The organism is Pseudomonas sp. KU43P (assembly GCF_033095865.1).
Taxonomy (GTDB): Bacteria; Pseudomonadota; Gammaproteobacteria; order Pseudomonadales; family Pseudomonadaceae; genus Aquipseudomonas.
Genome location: NZ_AP019365.1, coordinates 1 through 21,525, shown reverse-complemented (window position 1 = coordinate 21,525; position 21,525 = coordinate 1). Strand labels below are relative to the sequence as shown.

The following is a 21,525-nucleotide window of genomic DNA, read 5'->3' as shown; positions in this document are numbered from 1 at the left end:
TAGAGGGCGAGGCGAATCAGGTTATACTCCCGCTCTTTACATCCGCATCCCCAGATACAGGTGAATTTCGTGAGCCAGCCTACGCCAGCCGTGCGTACCTTCCAAGACCTGATCCTCGCCCTGCAGAACTACTGGGCCGAGCAAGGTTGTGTGGTGCTTCAGCCCTACGATATGGAAGTAGGCGCCGGCACTTTCCACACCGCTACATTCCTGCGCGCCGTCGGCCCAGAGACCTGGAACGCTGCCTACGTGCAGCCCAGCCGTCGCCCTGCCGACGGGCGGTATGGCGAAAACCCCAACCGCCTGCAGCACTACTACCAGTTCCAGGTGGTGCTCAAGCCGAACCCGGCCAACTTCCAGGAGCTGTACCTCGGCTCGCTGAAAGCCATCGGCCTGGATCCGCTGGTCCACGATATCCGCTTCGTCGAAGACAACTGGGAATCGCCGACCCTGGGCGCCTGGGGCCTGGGCTGGGAAATCTGGCTCAACGGCATGGAAGTGACCCAGTTCACCTACTTCCAGCAAGTCGGTGGCATCGAGTGCTACCCGGTCACCGGTGAAATCACCTATGGCCTGGAGCGCCTGGCCATGTACATCCAGGGCGTCGACTCGGTGTACGACCTGGTATGGGCCGACGGCCCGTTCGGCAAGGTCACCTACGGCGACGTGTTCCACCAGAACGAAGTGGAGCAGTCGACCTACAACTTCGAGCACGCCAACGTCGAGAAGCTGTTCGAACTGTTCGACTTCTACGAAAGCGAAGCGAACCGCCTGATCAAGTTGGACCTACCGCTGCCGACCTATGAAATGGTGCTGAAGGCCTCGCACACCTTCAACCTGCTGGACGCCCGCCGCGCCATCTCGGTGACCGAGCGCCAGCGTTACATCCTGCGTGTCCGTACCCTCGCCCGGGACGTGGCGCAAAGCTATCTGCAAGCCCGCGCACGCCTGGGCTTCCCGATGGCCACCCCTGAACTGCGTGACGAAGTGTTGGCGAAGCTGGAGGCTGCACAATGAGTGCTCAAGATTTCCTGGTTGAACTGGGCACCGAAGAGCTGCCACCCAAAGCCTTGGCCACCCTCGGCGACGCCTTCCTGGCCGGTATCGAGAAAGGCCTGCAGGCCGCTGGCCTGAACTACACCGGCAAGCAGGTGTACGCCGCGCCGCGCCGCCTGGCCGTGCTGATCCGCCAGCTCGACGTGCAGCAGCCGGACCGCAGCATCAACATCGATGGCCCGCCCATGCAGGCTGCTTTCAAAGACGGCGAACCGACCCAGGCCGCCCTGGGCTTTGCCAAGAAATGCGGCGTAGAGCTGTCGGAAATCGACCAGAGCGGCGCCAAGCTGCGCTTCTCCCAGCACATTCCGGGCAAGGCCACCGCAAGCCTGCTGCCGACCATCGTCGAAGATTCGCTCAACGACCTGCCGATCCCCAAGCGCATGCGCTGGGCGGCCAGCCGTGAAGAGTTCGTGCGCCCGACCCAATGGCTGGTGATGCTGCTCGGCGACCAGGTGGTCGACTGCACCATCCTGTCGCAGCAGGCCGGCCGTGAATCCCGTGGCCACCGTTTCCACCACCCGGAAAACGTGGTTATCACCACCCCGGCCAACTACGTCGAAGACCTGCGCAAAGCCTACGTGCTGGCCGACTTCGCCGAGCGCCGCGAACTGATCAGCAAGCGTACCGCCGAACTGGCCCTGCAGCAGGAAGGCACTGCCATCGTGCCGCCGGCATTGCTGGACGAAGTGACCGCGCTGGTCGAGTGGCCGGTGCCGCTGGTGTGCTCGTTCGAGGAGCGTTTCCTCGACGTGCCGCAGGAAGCCCTGATCACCACCATGCAGGACAACCAGAAGTACTTCTGCCTGCTGGACAGCGAAGGCAAGCTGCTGCCGCGCTTCATCACCGTGGCCAACGTCGAGAGCCGTGACCCCAAGCAGATCGTGCAGGGTAACGAGAAGGTCGTGCGCCCGCGCCTGACCGACGCCGAGTTCTTCTTCAAGCAAGACAAGAAGCAGCCGCTGGAAACCTTCAACGAACGCTTGAAGAACGTGGTATTCCAGGCCCAACTGGGCACCGTCTATGACAAGGCCGAGCGTGTTTCCAAGCTGGCCGCGTTCATTGCCCCGCTGATCGGCGGCGACGCCCAGCGCGCAAGTCGTGCCGGCCTGTTGTCGAAGTGCGACCTGGCCACCGAGATGGTCGGCGAGTTCCCTGAGATGCAGGGTGTTGCCGGTTACTACTACGCGCTCAACGATGGCGAGCCGCAAGACGTCGCCCTGGCCCTGAACGAGCAGTACATGCCGCGCGGTGCTGGCGCCGAGCTGCCGCAGACCCTCACCGGCGCGGCCGTGGCCATCGCCGACAAGCTCGACACCCTGGTCGGCATTTTCGGCATCGGCATGCTGCCTACCGGCAGCAAGGATCCGTACGCCCTGCGCCGCGCCGCCCTCGGCGTGCTGCGCATCCTGATCGAGAAGCAGCTGGACCTGGATCTGACCACCGCGGTCGAGTTCGCGGTCAAGCAATTCGGCGCCAAGGTCAAGGCTGCCGGCCTGTCTGAGCAGGTGCTGGAGTTCATCTTCGACCGCCTGCGTGCGCGCTACGAAGACGAAGGCATCGATGTGGCCACCTACCTGTCGGTACGTGCCCTCAAGCCGGGCTCGGCCCTGGACTTCGACCAGCGCGTGCAGGCTGTGCAGGCCTTCCGCAAGCTGCCGGAAGCTGAAGCCCTGGCTGCGGTGAACAAGCGTGTATCGAACCTGCTGAGCAAGGCTGAAGGCGCCATCGCCGACCAGGTAGAGCCGAAGTACTTCGACAACGCCAACGAGTTCTCGCTGTACTCGGCCATCCAGCAGGCCGACCAGGCCGTGCAACCGATGGCTGCCGCACGCCAGTACAGCGAATCGCTGGCCCGCCTGGCTGCTCTGCGTGACCCGGTCGACGCCTTCTTCGAGGCGGTGATGGTCAACGCCGAGGACGCCAAGGTGCGTGCCAACCGTTATGCCCTGCTCAGCCGCCTGCGCGGTCTGTTCCTGGGCGTTGCCGACATTTCGCTGCTGGGGTAAGCCTTGAAACTGCTGATTCTCGATCGTGACGGGGTGATCAACCAGGACTCCGACGCCTACATCAAGTCGCTGGAAGAGTGGATCCCGATACCCGGCTCGATCGAAGCGATCGCGCAGTTGAGCAAGGCGGGCTGGACGGTGGCCGTGGCCACCAACCAGTCCGGCATCGCCCGTGGCTACTACTCGCTGGCAACCCTGGAGGCCATGCATGCGCGCTTGCGCGCACTGGTGGCCGAGCAGGGCGGCGAGGTGGGCCACATCGTGTATTGCCCGCACGGGCCGGACGAAGGCTGCGATTGCCGCAAGCCCAAACCTGGCATGCTGCGGGCGATTGCCGAGCACTACCAGGCTGACCTTCACGGCGTCTGGTTCGTCGGCGACAGCACAGGTGACCTGCAGGCCGCCCTGGCCGTCGGTGCACAGCCCGTGCTGGTGAAAACCGGCAAGGGCGAGCGGACGCTGGAAAAAGGCGTCGCTGAAACTACACTGATTTTCGACGATCTGGCAGCTATCGCCAGAGAACTAATTTAAACAATGCGCCTGAGGGCGCATTTTTCTCAGGCGGGCACGCCCCGCAACGGTACTTGCCACTATGTCGATCCTGCAGGCGATCAGAATCTTTCTTTTTTACCTGCTGCTGGGCACCAGTTCGCTGTTGTGGTGCTCGCTTAGCTTCTTCGTTGCGCCATTCCTGTCATTCCCCAAACGCTACAAGTTCATCAACGTCTATTGGTGCCGCTGTGCGTTGTTCCTGGCGCGCAATATTCTCGGCATCGACTATAAAATCACCGGCGCCCAGAACGTGCCGAAAGAGCCCTGCGTGATTCTCTCCAATCACCAGAGCACCTGGGAGACCTTCTTCCTCTCGGCGTACTTCTCGCCCCTGAGCCAGGTGCTCAAGCGTGAGCTGCTCTACGTGCCGTTCTTCGGCTGGGCAATGGCCATGCTGCGGCCGATCGCGATCAATCGCGACAACCCAAAGGAAGCCTTGCGCCAGGTGGCCAGCAAAGGTGACGAGTTGCTCAAGCAGAAAGTGTGGGTGCTGATCTTCCCGGAGGGTACCCGCGTGCCTTTCGGCACCGTGGGCAAGTTTTCCCGTGGTGGTACTGCGCTGGCGGTGAATGCCGGGTTGCCGGTGCTGCCGATTGCGCACAATGCAGGCAAGTACTGGCCGAAAACTGGCTGGGGCAAGCGTGCTGGCACCATCGAGGTGGTGATCGGCGAGCCGATGTATGCCAATGGCTCCGGCCCACGCGCCATCGCCGAACTCAACGACCGTGCTGCGGCCTGGAACGAAGCGACTCAGCGGGCCATGGGTTCGTTGCCGCCAGTGGATGAAAAACCGCAGGAGCAGATGGCCTGACCTTCTGTGGATAAGTTGTTAGCAATTTTTGGACTAAATGCCGGAAGTAATCGCTAAGTGTTTGAATTGGCTGTTTATTTCTCTGTATGACATTTTTCTGAAAATCGTGCATAAGTTTTTTCGAGGCATAAGAAAACCGGCTTTTACAGCCGGTTTTTTTATGGGCTTCGATGGCCTCATCGCCGGCAAGCAGGCTCCCACAGGGGCCCCCACAGTGCCCAAGGGCGTGGTGAACCTGTGGGAACCGGCTTACCGGCGATAGGGCCAGCAGCCACACCCTCAAACCTTGTCGATATCCACATCCTTGGTTTCTTTGAGGCAGAAGATCCCCACCACCAGGCTGATCCCGGTCACCAGCACCGGGTACCAGAGCCCGTAGAAGATATCCCCGGTATACACCACCAGCGCGAACGATACCGTCGGCAAAAACCCACCGAACCAGCCATTACCAATGTGATAAGGCAACGACATCGAGGTATAGCGGATCCGCGTCGGGAACAGCTCGACCATCACCGCAGCCAACGGCCCGTAGGTCATGGTAGCGATCAGGATCATCGCCACGATCAGCACCACCACCATCACCTGGTTCACCTGCGCCGGGTCGGCCTTGGCGGGGTAGCCCGCTTGCTCCACTGCCGTACGCAACGCCGCTTCGTCGAAGCCGTTGATGGTCTTGTCGCCAATATTCACCACCACCTGGCTACCGGCCACATCCACCGAGCTATACGGCAGGCCTTGTTTCACCAGGAACGTCTTGACCTTGTCGCAGGGGCTGTCGAAGCGCGCCTTGCCGACCGGGTCGAACTGGAAGGTGCAGCTCTGCGGATCGGCAGTGACCACGATCGGCGCCTGGCGACTGGCAGCGTCGATCTGCGGGTTGGCGTAGTGGCTCAGCGCCTTGAACAGCGGGAAGTACAGCACCGTGGCCAGAAGCAGCCCCAACATCAGGATCGGCTTGCGGCCGATGCGGTCGGACAGCCAGCCGAAGAACACGAAGAACGGCGCCCCGATCACCACGCTGATGATCAGCAAGGTGTTGGCTTGGGCGGGGTCCATCTTGAGCATCTGGGTCATGAAGAACAGCACGTAGAACTGCGCGGTATAGAAGGTCACAGCCTGCCCTGCGTTGATGCTGAACAGCGCAGTAAGCACCACCTTAAGGTTCGGCCAGGAAGTGAACGACTCACGGATAGGCGATTTGCTGACCTTGCCCTGGGCCTTCATTTTCACGAAGGCCGGCGACTCGTGCATGCTCATGCGGATCCAGGTGGAAATCGCCAGTAGCACGATCGACAGCAGGAACGGCAGGCGCCAACCCCAAGTTTCGAACTGATCGCCACTGATGTAGCGGCTACCCAGCACTACCAGCAGCGACAACAGCAGGCCGAGGGTAGCGGTGGACTGGATGAAACCGGTGTGGAAACCGCGCTTGCCAGCGGGAGCATGTTCCGCCACGTAGGTGGCGGCACCGCCATATTCGCCGCCCAGCGCCAGGCCCTGGAGCATGCGCAGCACCACCAGGATGATCGGCGCCGCAATGCCGATGCTGGCGTAGGTGGGTAGCAGGCCGACCGCAAAGGTGGACAGGCCCATCAGCACGATGGTGACCAGGAAGGTGTACTTGCGCCCGATCATGTCACCCAGGCGACCGAACACCAGCGCGCCGAAAGGCCGCACCAGGAAGCCGGCGGCAAAGGCCATCAGGGCGAAGATGAAGGCGGTCGTGTCATTCACGCCAGCGAAGAACTGCTTGCTGATGACCGCTGCCAACGCTCCATAAAGAAAAAAGTCATACCACTCGAAAACGGTCCCGAGGGATGACGCGAAAATGATCTTGCGTTCTTCACGACGGCTGGGGCTGCTCGCCGTCGCCCCCTGCTCTTGAATGTAATCCGACATCGTTGCTGTCCTCGGCCCACAGGCCACAGTGATTATTCTTTTTGTTCCACTGTCGGCAGCCTCTGACCGCAAGCCGCCGGTACTGCACGCACCCGGGTCAGGGCGTCGGTATCGCGTCTTCGTTCAAGTTGGTCTGGGTAGCCGCTCCTTTGAGGATCAGTTGCGCCGCCTTCTCGGCGATCATGAGGGTGGGTGAACAGGTATTGCCGGAGGTGATCTGCGGCATGATCGAAGCGTCCGCCACGCGCAGGCCGGGGATGCCATGCACGCGGAGCTGGTTATCCACAACGTCCAGGGGACCATTGCCCATGCGGCAGGTGCCAACCGGGTGGAAGATGGTGGTGCCGATCTTGCCGGCGGCTTCGAACAGTTGCTCTTCCGTCTGCAACGCCGGGCCTGGCAGGTATTCCTCGGGTGCGAACGCGGCGAGGGCAGGGGCCTGGACGATACGCCGGGTGAGGCGAATAGCATCGGCGGCGACGCGCAGGTCCTGGGGATCGCTCAGGTAATTGGGGTCGATCAGCGGAGCGCTGAGCATGTCCGCGCTGGCGATGTCGATGCGTCCCCGGCTCGCCGGGCGCAGGTTGCAAACCGAGGCGGTAAAGGCCGGGAACTGGTGCAATGGCTCGCCGAAGCGCTCCAGTGAAAGCGGTTGTACGTGGTACTGCAGGTTGGCCGTGACCTGTTCGGGGCTCGAGCGCACAAACGCACCCAGCTGGCTTGGCGCCATGGCCAGCGGGCCGCTGCGGTCGTACAGGTAGCGCAGGCCCATGCCCATCTTGCCCCACAGGCTGTTAGCCATCTGATTGAGGGTGCGGGCGTTGCGGATCTGGTAGATCAGCCGTAGCTGCAAATGGTCCTGCAGGTTGCCACCGACGCCTGGCATGTCATGGCGTACAGCTATTCCCAGGCCTTCCAGCAGCTTGCGCGGACCAATGCCAGAACGCTGCAAAATACCGGGGGAACCTACGGCGCCAGCGCACAGGATGATCTCGCGGCGCGCAGCGAACTCGTGCCAGGCACCTTGCCAGCGTGCTTTCACCGCTCGCGCACGGGTGTTGTTCAACAGCACCTGGTCGACCTGCACATCGGTGAGCACAGTGAGGTTGGGGCGGTCCTTTATCGGCCGCAGGAATGCCTTGGAAGCATTCCAACGCACGCCGCTGCGCTGGTTGACCTGAAAATATCCACAGCCTTGGTTGTCACCGGTGTTGAAATCGTCGACCTTGCCGATGCCGGTCTGCTCGGCCGCATCGCGGAAGGCATCGAGGATGGGCCAGCTGTAGCGCTGGCGTTCAACTCGCCATTCGCCGCTGGCGCCATGGTGCGCGCTGCTGCCGGCAAAGTGGCTTTCGCTGGCCTTGAACAGCGGCAGCACGTCCTTCCATGCCCAGCCATCGTTGCCTTGCTCGGCCCATCGGTCATAGTCGGCGGCCTGGCCGCGCATATAGATCATGCCGTTGATGGAGGAGCAGCCACCCAGCACCTTGCCACGTGGATAGCCCAGGCTACGACCGCCCAGGCCCGTTTGTGCCTCGGTCTTGAAGCACCAATCGGTGCGCGGGTTGCCGATGCAGTAGAGGTAACCGACGGGGATGTGAATCCAGGGATAGTTGTCGCGGCCGCCCGCTTCGAGTAACAGTACACGGCAGGCTGGGTCGGCGGACAGACGATTGGCCAACAGGCAGCCGGCGGGACCGGCACCTACGACCACGTAATCGAAGACAGAATCGGCTGACGGCATGTGCAACCTCGCGCCTGATTATTGTTCTTGTCGTCCTACATCTTATTGATTAATTTCGCAGAGGAAACACGAGATTTCGCGCAGCCGTTGTGCGTTTTAGCACAGTGGTAGGCCTGGACTGGCCCTGTCGCCGGCAAGCCGGCTCCCATAAGTAGCCCACAGGTTCAAGACTTGTGGGGTGCATGTGGGAGCCGGCTTGCCGGCGATTGGGCGAGAACGAACAGCACAAGGGACCAGCATGTTCGACTGGAATGATCTGCGGTTTTTCCTCGAGTTGCAGCGCAGCGGCCGCTTGCTCACCGCCGCCAAACGCCTCAACACCACTCACAGCACCGTCGCCCGGCATATCGAAAGCATCGAGAAAAGCCTCGGCACGCCGCTGTTCGTGCAACATGCCCAGGGCTACGAGCTGACGTCCTCCGGTCAGGCACTGCTCAAGCACGCCGAAGCCATGGAGAATGTCGCCCTGCTGGCGCAGGAAGAGATCACCCAGGCCATCACTCCACTGGGCAAGATCCGTCTGGGGGTCACCGAAGGCATCGGCATCATGTTCTTCACTCCGCGCATGCGCGAGCTGTTCGAACGCTACCCAGGCCTGGAAGTGGAACTGGTGGCAGTACCGCGCTTCGTCAGCATCCTCAACCGCGAAGCAGAAATCAGCATCCACCTGGAACGGCCCAGCGCCGACCTGTTGATAACCCGCAAACTCACCGATTACCGCCTGGCGTTGTACGCTAGCCAGGCCTACCTGGACCGTGCTCCGCCCTTGCGCAACCGCGACGACCTGGCCCAGCACAGCTGGATCGGTTACGTCGATGACCTGCTGTTCAGCCAGGAGCTGCTGTTCCTCAACAGCTTCTGCCGGGCGCCCAACGTGGCTTTTCGCAGCACCAGCGTGATTGCCCAGCAAACCGCTGCACGCGCAGGACTAGGCATTGCCGTGCTGCCCAACTACATGGCCCGCCACGACCCGACACTGGTGCGTGTGCTGCCCAGCGAGACCATCCAGCGCAGCTACTGGATCTGCACCCGCCGCGAGCTGCACAAGTCGGTGCGCCTGCGGGTAGTGTGGGACTACCTGCTGGCGCTGTGTGCCGCGGAACAAGGCGAGCTGCTAGCCGAGTAGCGCCTTGCCCGCCAACAGTAGGGCAGCCGACCAGCCGGCCACGGCAAACATCTGCTGCAGACGTGGCCCGGCGAGTTTTGCGGCAAGCGGCCGGGCCGCCAGCAAGCCGAGAACCGCGCCGACGGCAAAGGGTGCACCCACCCGCCAATGCATGACCCCTGCCAGGCTGGCGCTGACTACGCTGCCCATGGAAACCAGCGCGATCACTGCCAGCGAGGTGGAGACGATGCTTTTCATGCGCAGGTTGGTGTAGCGGTTCAAGGCCGGAATGATCACGAATCCCCCACCCACTCCCAGCAATCCGGACAACAGCCCCGACAATGCACCCGTGAAGGCCAGGGCTCGCGCGCAAGGCAGCGTCCAGCGCAAACGGCCCTGCAGCGGATTGAGTACGCAAGGTTCGATGTAGCGGTGCGCTTCGGAAGTTTCGCCACGTAGGTCCTTGGCTGCCTTGCGCCAGATGCGCAGGCAGGCATAGACCAGCACTACCGCGAACACCAGGGCCAGGGGTGTGTTAGGCAAACGGTGGGCGAGCATCAGCCCGAACGGAGCAGCAGCAATACCGATAAGGGCGATGAACAGGGCGGCGCGGTAGCGCACCAGCCCCTGACGCAACCCCAGCACCGCCCCCACAGCCGCCGCCAGGCCCACCGCCAACAACCCGATAGGCGCCGCTTCGACCATCGACAGTCCCAGGCCGAACACCAGCAGCGGTACCGCCAGGATTCCACCGCCGGCCCCCGTCAGCGCCAGCACCGCACCAATGACAGCGCCGAGGCCAGCGCCCAGCAGTTCATGTTCGATCACTGGCGAGCCTCGACCAGTGGCTGGGGCCGCGCCATCCATTCGCGCCCCTTGAGCATGCCTTGCCAGTACAGCGGGGGCAGTACCCGCGCCTTGAGGAGCCAGGCCAAGCGGGTCGGCTTGCGGCCGTCGAGCAGCCAGCGTGGAAAACTGGGCGCGACCTTGCCGCCGTAGGTGAACTCGGCCAGCACGATCTTGCCGCGCTCGACGGTCAGCGGGCAGGAGCCGTAGCCATCGTACTCGGCCAGGGTAGGCAGCCTGCCAAGCGCCACCAGCACATTGTTGGCCACCACCGGCGCCTGCTTGCGCGCCGCTGCAGCGGTCTTGGCGTTGCTGGTGTTGGCTACGTCACCCAAGGCATGGACGTTGGCGAACTGGCGATGGCGCAAGGTCCGAGGGTCGACATCGACCCAGCCAGCGGCATCGGCCAACGGGCTCTGCCGAATGAAATCGGGAGCCACCTGCGACGGCACGACGTGCAACATGTCGAAAGTTTCAGTGCGGGTTTCGCTGCTGCCATCGGCGAGGGTGCGGGCGAAGGTCGCGCGCTTGTTCGGGCCGTCCACGGCAACCAGGCGGTGGTTGTAGTTGAGGTCGACACCATACTTGTCGATGTAGGCCATCAGCGCGGGTACATAGTCGGGCACCCCGAACAGCACGGCGCCCGCATTGAAGAAGCTGGCTTTGACGTTGCCAAGGTGGCCATGGCGCAGCCAATGGTCGCAGGACAGGTACAGCGCCTTTTGTGGCGCGCCGGCGCATTTGATCGGCATGGGCGGTTGAGTGAACAGCGCACGTCCTTGCTTGAGCATTTGCACAAGCTGCCAGGTGTAGGGCGCCAGGTCATAACGGTAGTTGGAGGTCACACCATTGCGACCCAGTGTTTCACTGAGCCCGGCAATGGCTTCCCAGTCGAGCTTCAGGCCAGGGCAGACCACCAGCTGTTCATAACTGATGGCGCGGCCGTCCTCGAGCATGACCAGTTGGGCCGAAGGGTCAAAACCTTGAACGCGAGCTTTCACCCAATGCACACCGCGAGGAATGGCCGACGCCATGGTGCGCGCAGTGCTTGGCGCTTTGAATACACCTGCGCCGACCATGGTCCAGCCGGGCTGGTAATAATGCACGTCGGCGGGATCGATCAGGGCAATGTCCAGAGACGGGTCGCGGCTGATCAGGCTGGAGGCGGTGGCGATACCCGCGGCACCGGCGCCGACGATGACCACTTTGTGGTGGTCGGCATGAGTTGGGGACAACAAGGCAGGCATGACAGTATTTCCTGAATTTCTAATGATGGAGCAGGGCGTTCAAAGCTTGTTCAGCGGGATCTTCAGATAGCTCACGCCGTTTTCCTCCGGCTCGGGGAAATGACCGCTGCGCATGTTCACCTGCACCGAAGGCAGGATCAGCACGGGCATGTCGAGGGTCTTGTCGCGGGCTTCGCGCATGGCCACGAAGCTGTCTTCGTCGATGCCTTGATGGATGTGGATGTTGTTGGCGCGCTGTTCGGCCACGGTGGTCGCGTACTGCACGTCCCGGCCACCTGGCAGGTAGTCGTGGCACATGAACAGTTGAGTCTGGTCTGGGAAGGCCAGCAAACGGCGGATGGAGCGATACAGCGTTCTGGCATCGGCGCCGGGGAAGTCGCAGCGCGCGGTGCCGTAATCCGGCATGAACAGGGTGTCGCCAACGAACACCGCCTTTTCCCCAGCATCCTGAACCACATAGCTCATGCAGGCCGGGGTATGCCCAGGGGTGTGCAGGGCACGGGCGTGCAGGTTGCCGATACGGAAGCCTTCTTCATCTTCGAGCAGCACATCGAACTGGCTGCCGTCGCGGGCGAAGTCAGGTTCCGCGTTGAACAGCGAACCGAATACCTTCTGCACCTGGGTGATGTGCGCACCAATGGCGGTATGGCCACCCAGGTGTTCCTTGAGATACGCCGCAGCCGAAAGGTGGTCGGCATGCACGTGGGTTTCCAGCACCCACTGCACCTCGGCACCGAGTGCCTTTACCCGGGCAATCAGCAGGTCGGCCGAGGCGGTGCAGGTGCGTCCGGACTTGGGATCGTAGTCGAGGACGCTGTCGATCAATGCGCACTTGCGCGTCTCGCCGTCCATGACCAGGTAGCTGATGGTCGAGGTTGCCTTGTCGAAGAAGGCTTCCACGTGAAGGTTGTTGCCGATGATCATCACGTTCTCCAAATAATCCACCGCGCCTTGATAGAGGCGTAGGCGGTGCCAGGAGGTTTATCAAGATGCATGCCAGGCTGTTGGAGCCCTGAAAGCCAGGAAAATTGGCCACTGCCGGCTTGGCGTTTGGCAGATTGGCAGCCGGGATGGCAGTCGACTGTCAGCCAATGGCAGTGCTTGGCAGTCCTTGTTACCCTGCGTGCGTCATCCATCGGTGCCGTCATGCCTGAATCCCGTTCCATCATCCTAGCTCTGGTTTCCTACCTCGAACACGATGCGCTGCCTACGATCGTGCTGGATACCGACTACAACATCCTCGCGGCCAACGCGGCCTATCGCCGGTTGTTCGGCCGTGACCAGCAAGCGCCTCTGGGCGAGAAGTGTCACCGCGTCTCGCATCACTATGCCGTGCCCTGCGACCAGGCCGGTGAGCATTGCCCGATGCGCAAGGCTTGGGACAGCAAGTTGCCGGAACGTGTACTGCATATTCACCATACCCCGCGCGGGCCCGAACATGTGGATGTGGAACTGCGGCCCATCCTCGATGAGCAGGGCAAGGTGGTGGCCTTCGTCGAGCGCCTGACTACCGTGACCTTAGCCTCGGCACAACCTCAGCAGCAGGGTCTGGTCGGGCGCGCGCCTGCCTTCAAGCATGCATTGGCCAGCCTACAGCGTGCGGCGCCCGCACAAATCCCGGTGCTGCTCCAAGGGGAATCGGGTACTGGAAAGGAACTCTTCGCCCGTGCGATCCACATGGGCAGCCCTCGGGCCAACGGCCCTTTGGTGGTGGTGGACTGTACCGGCCTGACGGAGTCGTTGTTCGAAAGTGAACTGTTTGGCTACGAGAAAGGCGCCTTCACAGGCGCCAACCAGCGCAAGATCGGCCTTGCCGAAGCGGCCCATGGCGGCACGCTGTTTCTCGATGAAATCGGTGAGGTGCCGCTGGCCATGCAGGTCAAGTTGTTGCGTTTGATCGAATCGGGCAGCTTCCGCCCAGTGGGTAGCCTACGTACGGTGCACTCAGACTTTCGTTTGGTATCGGCGACCCATAAACCCCTGAAGAATATGGTGGCAAACGGCAATTTCCGTGAAGACCTGTATTACAGAATCAGCGGGTTCCCCATTCGCTTGCCAGCGTTACGCGAGCGTCTGGAAGATCTGCCGCTGCTGGCGCAAAGCCTGCTACAGCGCATGCCAGGAGCGCCGCCGCCGAGTTTGACTGATGAGGTGCTGCAACGTCTGAGCCTGCATCCATTCCCAGGCAACATACGCGAGTTGCGCAACGTTCTGGAAAGGGTGCGGTGAGATCAAAGAATAGATCACGTCATATGCTGTTTTCATGACGGTAGCAAAGCAGTGTCTTGAATCGATGTACTGTTGCCTACTGAATAATAAAACCGCTCTACACTGGCGCTGGCGCCCCGCTTCAGATACCTACCGGCCTAATTCAATCCAAGTGCTTTCAAGCGCCGGTACAAGGTGCGTTCGCTCAGACCCAGATGCGCGGCAAGCTCGCTGCGTGAGCCCTTGAACTGCTCTAGTGCTTGCGCCAGTTCCCCCAGATCCTTTCGCCCTCTGCCCCTGGCCATCGTTGATACCAACTCAGGCCCTATCTCCTCAGGTAGATGCTCTGGCTGAGGTGCGGCCACTGGACTTTCAACAGGCCATCTTTGAATATCCGCCGATGCAAATGGGTGATCTGCAGGTAATAAACTATGCATATTTCGCAACGCCCAACAATCGCGAAGCAGCGCCGATCATAGTTTCAAACTATCCCACCGGTTGGCTCAGCAGTTACAGAAGTGGTAGATGCCATCCCACGCGGCTATGAATGTTTCCGTGAACGGCTCATCGAAGCATTCCCCAAAGAAAAGACCGGAATCAACCGATACTTCAAAATGCTGCAACAGGTCGGGGATTTCATGGGTATCCACTCTTCCTATGGCCTGGCGCTTACCCCCAAATACTTCCTGCACAATCGCCCAGGCACAAAAACCGAGATTCGAAACTTATACCTGTGTGGCGCTTCCACCCGTACTGGCCATGGCATATTCGGCGCCATGACCGGAGGCGTGGAGGCCGCCGCAGCCGTCAGTGGCCGCAAGGTGCGTTATCAGATCATGGATATCGGTACCCGCGCTGAGGCCCAGACGAGCCTTTGACGATCTTATGGGCGCCTCGCATGCACAGTGGCGACTATGCTGCATTCGGCAATTCTCATAGGGCTCATAGCTGCATTCCATCGAGGAGCGATGACGTGGCAACTGAATACAACTTGGCCTTAGCGATCGGTGCAGGGCTCAGCCTCTTAGCATCCTTGATGCATGTGGGGGTGATAATGGTAGGGCCATCGTGGTATCGCCTGTTTGGCGCAGGCGAGGGTTTTGTTCGCGCGGCACAAGCAGGCCGTTGGTTCCCGGCTGTGGTAACGGCGGGTATTGCACTGGTTCTTGCTGCCTGGGCAGCCTATGGACTCTCCGGTGCAGGTTTGATTGCACCGCTGCCTCTGCTAGGGCCAGCACTTTGCGCCATAACCTTGGTTTATCTCCTCCGGGGTATGCTGGGCCCATTTGCATTGGCCGGCACAGGCCGCAGTAGCCGTTTTATCTGGGTCAGCTCTGCGATCTGCCTGGTATACGGCCTAGTGCATCTGGTGGGAGTGGTGCAAGTCTGGGGCACCTTCACGCAACCTTGAGTCCAAGCGTCTGCAATACTGAATCCTGCTCACATGAAAAAGCCCGCTTACGCGGGCTTTTTCATGGTGATGTTCCTCAACACCTAAGGTCCACCCTATGACCTTTTGAGCTTTCTCGGCCGCCCATCAGATCTCTTGCTCAATGCATTCCTACCCTCCTAAATTTCCAATGAGCGGAGTAGGGCGTACCGGCGGAACTCCAAGCAAAAAAAAGCCCGCGAGGGCGGGCTGATGGTGACCGACAGGGACCAGGGTTGGAGCCCGGCCGGTCAACTATTTGTGAAACCGTGCAGCTATTCTGTGAACCTCACCTGATCAGAAGTCCAGGTTTGACACCGACAGCGCGTTGCTTTCAATGAACTCGCGGCGCGGTTCGACCGCATCCCCCATCAGGGTGTTGAAGATCTGGTCGGCAGCGATCGCGTCTTCAATGGTGACCTTCAGCATACGGCGGACAGTTGGGTCCATGGTGGTTTCCCACAGCTGATCCGGGTTCATCTCACCCAGCCCTTTATAACGCTGGATGGTGTGACGCTTGGTAGTCTCGTTCATCAGCCAGTCCAGGCCTTCCTTGAACTCGACGATTGCCTTGCGGCGTTCACCACGCTGTACATAGGCACCTTCACCCAGCAGGCTGGAGAGCTTCGCGCCGATGTTGACCACGGTGCGGTAGTCGTTGCTGCCAAAGAAGTCGCGGTTGAAGGTGATGTAGCTGGCCAGGCCGTGGGAGGTGATTTCCACTTCCGGCAGCCAGACGTTACGCTCCTTGTCTTCGCGCAGGCTTGCCTTGTAAGCCAGACCAGACTTCTGGCTGTTGTTCAAGCGCTCCTGGAAGCTGGCCAACCAAGCCTGCATGACGGCGTGGTCACCCAGTTGCTCCAGGGTCACTTCCGGCAGGTAGATGAAGTGCTCGGTCAGCTCTTCCGGGTACAGGCGCGACAGACGCTTGAGGGTCTTCATCACACTGCGGAATTCGTTGACCAGGGCTTCCAACTGCACACCGGAAACGGCTGGCGCCGATTCGTCCAGGTGCAGGCTGGCGTCTTCGAGGGCCGACTGGGTCATGTATTCTTCCATGGCCTCGTCGTCCTTGATGTACTGCTCCTGCTTGCCTTTCTTCACCTTGTACAGTGGTGGCTGGGCGATGTAGATGTAGCCACGCTCGACCAGCTCCGGCAACTGACGGAAGAAGAACGTCAGCAGCAGAGTACGGATGTGCGAACCGTCGACGTCAGCATCGGTCATGATGATGATGTTGTGATAGCGCAGCTTGTCGATGTTGTACTCTTCACGACCGATACCGCAGCCCAGCGCGGTGATCAGCGTGCCGACTTCCTGGGACGAGATCATCTTGTCGAAACGGGCTTTTTCGACGTTGAGGATCTTGCCCTTCAGCGGCAGGATTGCCTGAGTACGACGGTTACGACCTTGCTTGGCCGAGCCACCCGCAGAGTCACCCTCCACCAGGTACAGCTCGGAAAGGGCAGGGTCCTTTTCCTGGCAGTCTGCCAACTTACCCGGCAAACCAGCGATATCCAGCGCGCCTTTACGGCGAGTCATTTCACGGGCTTTACGCGCCGCTTCGCGAGCACGGGCAGCGTCGATCATTTTGCCGACAACGGCCTTGGCTTCGTTGGGGTTCTCCAACAGGAAGTCGGCGAAGTACTTGTTCATCTCCTGTTCCACGGCGGTTTTCACCTCCGAGGAAACCAACTTGTCCTTGGTCTGAGAGCTGAACTTCGGATCCGGCACCTTCACCGAAATGATCGCGGTCAGACCTTCGCGGGCATCATCACCGGTGGTAGCGACCTTGTTCTTCTTGGCCAGGCCTTCCTGCTCGATGTAGCTGTTGAGGCTACGGGTCAGGGAAGAGCGGAAGCCAACCAGGTGCGTACCGCCGTCTCGCTGCGGAATGTTGTTGGTGAAGCACAGCAGGTTTTCGTTGAAGCTGTCATTCCACTGCAGGGCGACTTCAACGCCCACGCCATCGTCACGCTGCACATTGAAGTGGAACACCTGGGAGTTGACCGGGGTCTTGTTGGTGTTCAGGTATTCAACGAATGCGCGCAGACCACCTTCGTACTTGAAGAACTCTTCTTTGCCCGATCGCTCGTCCTTCAGCAGGATGCCAACGCCGGAGTTGAGGAAAGACAACTCACGAATGCGCTTGGCCAGGATGTCCCAGCTGAAATGAATGTTCTTGAAAGTCTCAGCCGACGGCTTGAAGTGAATGTGAGTACCGGTGGTTTCGCTTTCGCCGACCACGGCCATCGGCGCCTGTGGAACACCGTGCACATAGGTCTGTTCCCAGATCTTGCCGCTGCGGCGAACGGTGAGCACCAGCTTCTCAGACAGGGCATTTACCACCGACACGCCCACACCGTGCAGGCCGCCAGAAACCTTGTACGAGTTATCGTCGAACTTACCGCCGGCGTGCAGCACGGTCATGATGACTTCAGCTGCCGAAACGCCTTCTTCTTTATGCACGTCCACCGGAATACCGCGACCGTTGTCGCGCACGCTGATGGATTCGTCCGGGTGAATGATGACGGTGATGTCATCGCAGTGACCCGCGAGGGCTTCGTCGATCGAGTTGTCGACCACCTCGAAGACCATGTGGTGCAGGCCGCTACCATCATCGGTGTCGCCAATGTACATGCCGGGGCGCTTGCGCACGGCATCCAAACCTTTCAGCACCTTGATGCTGGAGGAGTCGTACGTTTGATTTTCGCTCATGCCTTCACTCCCGATGGTCGTGGGTCTGGGTGATACGGCCCTGTTCCACGTGGAACAAAGCAACTGGCGTTTCCGTTTGCCAGCCTTCCCTCAGTAATTCGTGATCTACACAGGTGATAAAAACCTGGCAGCGTAATTCTTCAAGCAAGCGGCACAACGCGCGTCGGTGCTGGTCGTCCAGCTCCGACGGCAAGTCATCCACGAGATAAATACAGTGACCGCGACGAGCCTGGCTGACGAGATGGCCCTGGGCAATGCGCAATGCGCATACCACCAGCTTTTGCTGACCACGCGACAAAATATCCGCTGCATTATTAGCAGCCAGACGAAGACGCAAATCAGCACGCTGTGGACCGGCTTGGGTATGGCCCATCTGCTGATCGCGAAAGAGAGACGAAGCGAGGACTTCTTGCAGTTCCCGGTCCTTGTCCCAGCCTCGGTAATAGCTAAGGGTCAACCCGTCCAGCTCGACCAGTTCGCTCAGGGTTCGCTCGAAGACGGGCTTCAAGGCCTTGATGTAGTTGCGACGGTATTCATCTATTTCCGCGCTGGCCAGGCACAATTCCCGATCCCAGGCGGCTTGCGAAGCTGGGTCAAGTGTACCATGACGCAACCACGAGTTCCGCTGCCGGAGCGCCTTCTGTAGGCGTTGCCAGGCTGGCAGGAAGCGAGGTTCCACGTGGAACACTCCCCAATCGAGGAACTGCCGACGTATTTTCGGCGCACCTTCCAACAGTCGAAAGCTGTCTGGGTTGATGAGCTGCAATGGCAGCAGCTCGGCCAATTGAGCAGCGCTTTTGGCATTCTGCCCATCGATGCGAATGGTGAACTCCCCCTGACGCTCGCGTGAAACACCGAGGTTGCTGGTGCCCCCTTCAGCTAGTTGCACTTCGCCAAATACCGTGCACGCCGGTTGTTCGTACTGAATGACCGGGTTCAAGCGGGTGCTGCGAAATGAGCGGGCCAGGCCGAGCAGGTGCACAGCTTCAAGCACGCTGGTCTTACCGCTGCCATTGGCGCCGTAGAGGATATTGATACGGGGGGAGGGTGTGAGGGTCACCGGATGCAGGTTGCGCACCGCGGTGACCATGATACGTCGAAGGGACATTTGGCCTGCTACGTTACAGGCGCATCGGCATGACTACGTAGGAAGAATCGTCATTGCCCGCTTCCTGCAGCAGGGCACTGCTGTTGGAGTCGGACAGGATCAGACGAACTTGCTCGGTAGTCATCACGCCCAACACGTCCAGCAGGTAGCTGACGTTGAAACCGATTTCCAGCGAGCTACCTTCGTAGTCAACGCTGATTTCCTCTTCGGCTTCTTCCTGCTCAGGGTTGTTGGCCTGGATCTTCAGTTGGCCGGCAGCCAACTGCAGACGGATACCGCGATACTTTTCATTGGACAGAATCGCGGTACGGCTGAAGGCTTCGCGCAGTGCCTGGCGATCGCCAACTACCAGTTTGTCACCCCCCTTGGGCAATACACGCTCGTAGTCAGGGAATTTGCCATCGACCAATTTCGAGGTGAAGGTGAACTCACCGGTAGTCGCACGAATGTGATGCTGCCCCAACACGATGCTCACCATGCCTTCAGGGTCAGTGAGCAGGCGGGCCAGCTCGAGAATACCCTTGCGAGGCACGATGACCTGGTGGCGCTCATCTTGCTCGATCGCTGCGCTCATCGAGCACAGGGCCAGGCGGTGGCCATCGGTGGACACCGCACGCAGGGTGTTGCGCGACACTTCCAGCAGCATGCCGTTGAGGTAGTAGCGCACATCTTGCTGGGCCATGGCGAAGCTGGTGCGCTCGATCAGTCGGCGCAGCTTGCTTTGCTCCAGGTTGCAAGTGAGCGAACCTGGGCCTTCTTCCACAGTCGGGAAGTCATTGGCAGGCAAGGTCGACAGGGTGAAACGGCTACGGCCGGCCTTGACCAAAAGCTTCTGCTCATCGACCTTGATATCGATCAGAACGTCGTTCGGCAGGCTCTTGCAGATGTCCATCAGCTTGCGCGCCGGGACAGTGATTTCGCCGGGTTCAGCCGGCTCTTCCAGTTGCACACGGCCTACCAGTTCGACTTCCAGGTCGGTACCGGTCAACGACAGCTGCTGGCCTTGTACGACCAGCAGTACGTTGGACAGGACCGGCAAGGTCTGGCGGCGCTCGACGACACCGGCGACCAGTTGCAGGGGTTTCAACAGGGCTTCGCGTTGAATGGTGAAATGCATGGTCTAGTCCCTTGCCTTCAATTAGCTGGGCTGACGGCCATCAGGTCGTCAGCGTCCGCAGGAGGTTCTTGTAGTCCTCGCGGATGTCCGCGTCGGATTCCTTCAATTCGTTGATCTTGCGACAGGCGTGCAAAACGGTGGTGTGGTCACGGCCGCCAAACATGTCACCGATTTCCGGCAAACTGTGGTTGGTCAGCTCTTTGGACAACGCCATGGCTACCTGGCGCGGGCGCGCGACAGAGCGCGAGCGGCGCTTGGACAACAGATCGGCGATCTTGATCTTGTAGTACTCGGCCACCGTGCGCTGAATGTTATCCACACTGACCAGTTTGTCTTGCAGCGCCAGCAGATCCTTGAGCGATTCGCGAATCAGTTCGATGGTGATATCGCGGCCCATGAAGTGCGAGTGAGCGATAACCCGCTTGAGGGCACCTTCCAGTTCTCGCACATTGGACCTGATGCGCTGGGCAATGAAGAAGGCTGCGTCATGCGGCAGCTCGACCTTTGCCTGGTCCGCTTTCTTCATCAAGATCGCGACACGGGTTTCCAGTTCTGGCGGCTCCACGGCCACTGTCAGGCCCCAGCCGAAGCGCGACTTCAGACGCTCTTCAAGACCTTCAATCTCCTTGGGGTAGCGGTCGCTGGTGAGAATCACCTGCTGGCCGCCTTCGAGCAAGGCGTTGAAGGTGTGGAAAAACTCTTCCTGCGAACGCTCCTTGCGGGCAAAGAACTGGATGTCGTCGATCAGCAACGCATCCACCGAGCGGTAGAAACGCTTGAATTCGTTGATCGCGTTGAGCTGCAGCGCCTTCACCATGTCCGCAACGAAGCGTTCGGAATGCAGGTAGACGACCTTGGCATTCGGATTCTTCTTCAGCAGGTGGTTACCCACAGCGTGCATCAGGTGTGTCTTGCCCAGGCCCACACCACCATAAAGGAACAGTGGGTTGTAACCGTGCTTGGGGTTGTCGGCTACCTGCCAGGCAGCAGCGCGTGCCAATTGGTTCGACTTACCTTCGACAAAGGTTTCGAAAGTGAAGGTGCGGTTCAGGTAACTGGTGTGCTTGAGCGCACCTTCGACCTGGACGGTACGCTGTTCAGTGCGCCCGCTAGCAGCAGGTGCCGAGTTGCTGTCGGCCATGGCATCGAAGCTGTCACGGGAAGACGACTCGGCGCTGTCAGTGACAAGCACGGGTTCGACTACTGGGGCCGTGACCGGCTCGGAAACGGCTGCGGCGGGCACAGCGGTGCCTTGCGGTTGGCTTTGTGCGAGCGATGCAGCCACTGCGGCACTGACTGGGGCGTTGGGTGCGGCACGCGGCGCGGAGCTGCGACGGCTACCTATTAATAAGGAAAGGGCAGGCGCGATACCGCTGCCGTTCTCACCCAACAGTTCGAGCAGGCGGCCGAGGTACTTTTCATTCACCCAATCGAGAACGAAACGGTTAGGCGCATAGACGCGCAACTCGTCGCCTTCGGCTTCGACCTGTAGCGGACGGATCCAGGTGTTGAATTGCTGGGCAGGCAGTTCATCGCGCAGAAGCTCCACGCACTGCTGCCAAAGTTCCACTGACACGGATATCCCCTGAGTTTGAAAGCCGGATGAGGCAAAAACAAACCGCCATTGTACCGGTCGAGCGCTCAGTTATCCACATGTGGAAACATTCTGAGCCATG

The 21,525-nt window shown here is 60.4% G+C and carries 16 protein-coding genes and 2 pseudogenes; 8 read left to right on the top strand and 10 right to left on the bottom strand.

The features are described from left to right. Positions 1–69: 69 nt before the first annotated feature. From glyQ to KU43P_RS00075, 4 genes are all read left to right on the top strand, one after another. Complete coding sequence (glyQ, locus tag KU43P_RS00090) at positions 70–1,017, top strand: glycine--tRNA ligase subunit alpha (protein WP_025337182.1); 948 nt, start codon at positions 70–72, stop codon at positions 1,015–1,017. Beyond that, positions 1,014–3,065 (top strand): glycine--tRNA ligase subunit beta, encoded by a 2,052-nt coding sequence (gene glyS / locus KU43P_RS00085; RefSeq protein ID WP_317660502.1) that lies wholly within the window; start codon positions 1,014–1,016, stop codon positions 3,063–3,065. The genes glyQ and glyS overlap by 4 nt, the downstream gene beginning before the upstream one ends. A gap of 3 nt (positions 3,066–3,068) precedes the next feature. After that, positions 3,069–3,596 carry a D-glycero-beta-D-manno-heptose 1,7-bisphosphate 7-phosphatase gene (gene gmhB / locus KU43P_RS00080; RefSeq protein ID WP_317660501.1) on the top strand — a complete coding sequence of 176 codons (528 nt, stop codon included), beginning with the start codon at positions 3,069–3,071 and terminating at the stop codon, positions 3,594–3,596. Positions 3,597–3,657: 61 nt separating this feature from the next. Then, positions 3,658–4,428 carry a lysophospholipid acyltransferase family protein gene (locus KU43P_RS00075; RefSeq protein ID WP_317660500.1) on the top strand — a complete coding sequence of 257 codons (771 nt, stop codon included), beginning with the start codon at positions 3,658–3,660 and terminating at the stop codon, positions 4,426–4,428. A gap of 279 nt (positions 4,429–4,707) precedes the next feature. Here the strand turns inward: KU43P_RS00075 and KU43P_RS00070 are convergent, their stop codons facing one another. Together KU43P_RS00070 and KU43P_RS00065 are read right to left on the bottom strand one after the other, a co-directional pair. Beyond that, positions 4,708–6,327: an MFS transporter gene (locus KU43P_RS00070; protein WP_317660499.1), complete on the bottom strand. Its 1,620-nt coding sequence runs from the start codon at positions 6,325–6,327 to the stop codon at positions 4,708–4,710. 97 nt (positions 6,328–6,424) lie between these two features. Further along, the gene (locus tag KU43P_RS00065; RefSeq protein WP_317660498.1) at positions 6,425–8,071 is read right to left on the bottom strand and encodes a GMC family oxidoreductase; all 1,647 of its coding nucleotides are present in this window, start codon (positions 8,069–8,071) and stop codon (positions 6,425–6,427) included. A gap of 238 nt (positions 8,072–8,309) precedes the next feature. Here KU43P_RS00065 and KU43P_RS00060 point away from each other — a divergent pair, with 238 nt between their 5' ends. Then, positions 8,310–9,197 (top strand): LysR family transcriptional regulator, encoded by an 888-nt coding sequence (locus tag KU43P_RS00060; protein WP_317660497.1) that lies wholly within the window; start codon positions 8,310–8,312, stop codon positions 9,195–9,197. Here the strand turns inward: KU43P_RS00060 and KU43P_RS00055 are convergent. Genes KU43P_RS00055 through KU43P_RS00045 form a run of 3 tightly spaced genes read right to left on the bottom strand, consistent with a single transcriptional unit; the run spans position 9,186 to position 12,193 of the window. Further along, positions 9,186–10,004 (bottom strand): sulfite exporter TauE/SafE family protein, encoded by an 819-nt coding sequence (locus tag KU43P_RS00055; RefSeq protein ID WP_317660496.1) that lies wholly within the window; start codon positions 10,002–10,004, stop codon positions 9,186–9,188. The two genes, KU43P_RS00060 and KU43P_RS00055, sit on opposite strands and share 12 nt — an antisense overlap. Beyond that, a complete protein-coding gene (locus KU43P_RS00050; protein ID WP_317660495.1) occupies positions 10,001–11,269 on the bottom strand; it encodes an FAD/NAD(P)-binding oxidoreductase in 1,269 nt (422 codons plus the stop codon). The genes KU43P_RS00055 and KU43P_RS00050 overlap by 4 nt, the downstream gene beginning before the upstream one ends. Positions 11,270–11,308: 39 nt before the next feature. Beyond that, positions 11,309–12,193, bottom strand: coding sequence for an MBL fold metallo-hydrolase (locus KU43P_RS00045; protein WP_317660494.1), 885 nt, complete (start codon positions 12,191–12,193; stop codon positions 11,309–11,311). 222 nt (positions 12,194–12,415) lie between these two features. Between KU43P_RS00045 and KU43P_RS00040 the strand changes: the two are divergent. Next, positions 12,416–13,495: pseudogene (locus KU43P_RS00040) on the top strand (sigma-54 interaction domain-containing protein); the annotation flags it as partial. A gap of 140 nt (positions 13,496–13,635) precedes the next feature. On the opposite strand, the pseudogene KU43P_RS00035 reads toward KU43P_RS00040, so the two are convergent. Beyond that, positions 13,636–13,830 (bottom strand): annotated as a pseudogene (locus KU43P_RS00035) (helix-turn-helix domain-containing protein); the annotation flags it as partial. A gap of 165 nt (positions 13,831–13,995) precedes the next feature. On the opposite strand from KU43P_RS00035, the gene KU43P_RS00030 reads away from it, so the two are divergent. Together KU43P_RS00030 and KU43P_RS00025 are read left to right on the top strand one after the other, a co-directional pair. Further along, a complete protein-coding gene (locus KU43P_RS00030; protein WP_317660493.1) occupies positions 13,996–14,355 on the top strand; it encodes a hypothetical protein in 360 nt (119 codons plus the stop codon). Between the two features lie 95 nt (positions 14,356–14,450). Then, positions 14,451–14,888: a hypothetical protein gene (locus KU43P_RS00025; protein ID WP_317660492.1), complete on the top strand. Its 438-nt coding sequence runs from the start codon at positions 14,451–14,453 to the stop codon at positions 14,886–14,888. Positions 14,889–15,203: 315 nt separating this feature from the next. Here the strand turns inward: KU43P_RS00025 and gyrB are convergent, their stop codons facing one another. The 4 genes from gyrB to dnaA are packed head-to-tail and all read right to left on the bottom strand — an operon-like array spanning position 15,204 to position 21,425. After that, on the bottom strand, positions 15,204–17,624 hold the full coding sequence (gene gyrB, locus KU43P_RS00020) for a DNA topoisomerase (ATP-hydrolyzing) subunit B (RefSeq protein ID WP_317660491.1): 2,421 nt from the start codon (positions 17,622–17,624) through the stop codon (positions 15,204–15,206). 4 nt (positions 17,625–17,628) lie between these two features. After that, positions 17,629–18,732, bottom strand: coding sequence for a DNA replication/repair protein RecF (gene recF / locus KU43P_RS00015; protein WP_317660490.1), 1,104 nt, complete (start codon positions 18,730–18,732; stop codon positions 17,629–17,631). A 13-nt stretch (positions 18,733–18,745) separates the two neighbouring features. Beyond that, the gene (dnaN, locus tag KU43P_RS00010; RefSeq protein WP_176511754.1) at positions 18,746–19,849 is read right to left on the bottom strand and encodes a DNA polymerase III subunit beta; all 1,104 of its coding nucleotides are present in this window, start codon (positions 19,847–19,849) and stop codon (positions 18,746–18,748) included. Between the two features lie 40 nt (positions 19,850–19,889). After that, complete coding sequence (gene dnaA, locus KU43P_RS00005; RefSeq protein WP_317660489.1) at positions 19,890–21,425, bottom strand: chromosomal replication initiator protein DnaA; 1,536 nt, start codon at positions 21,423–21,425, stop codon at positions 19,890–19,892. Between the last annotated feature and the right edge of the window lie 100 nt (positions 21,426–21,525).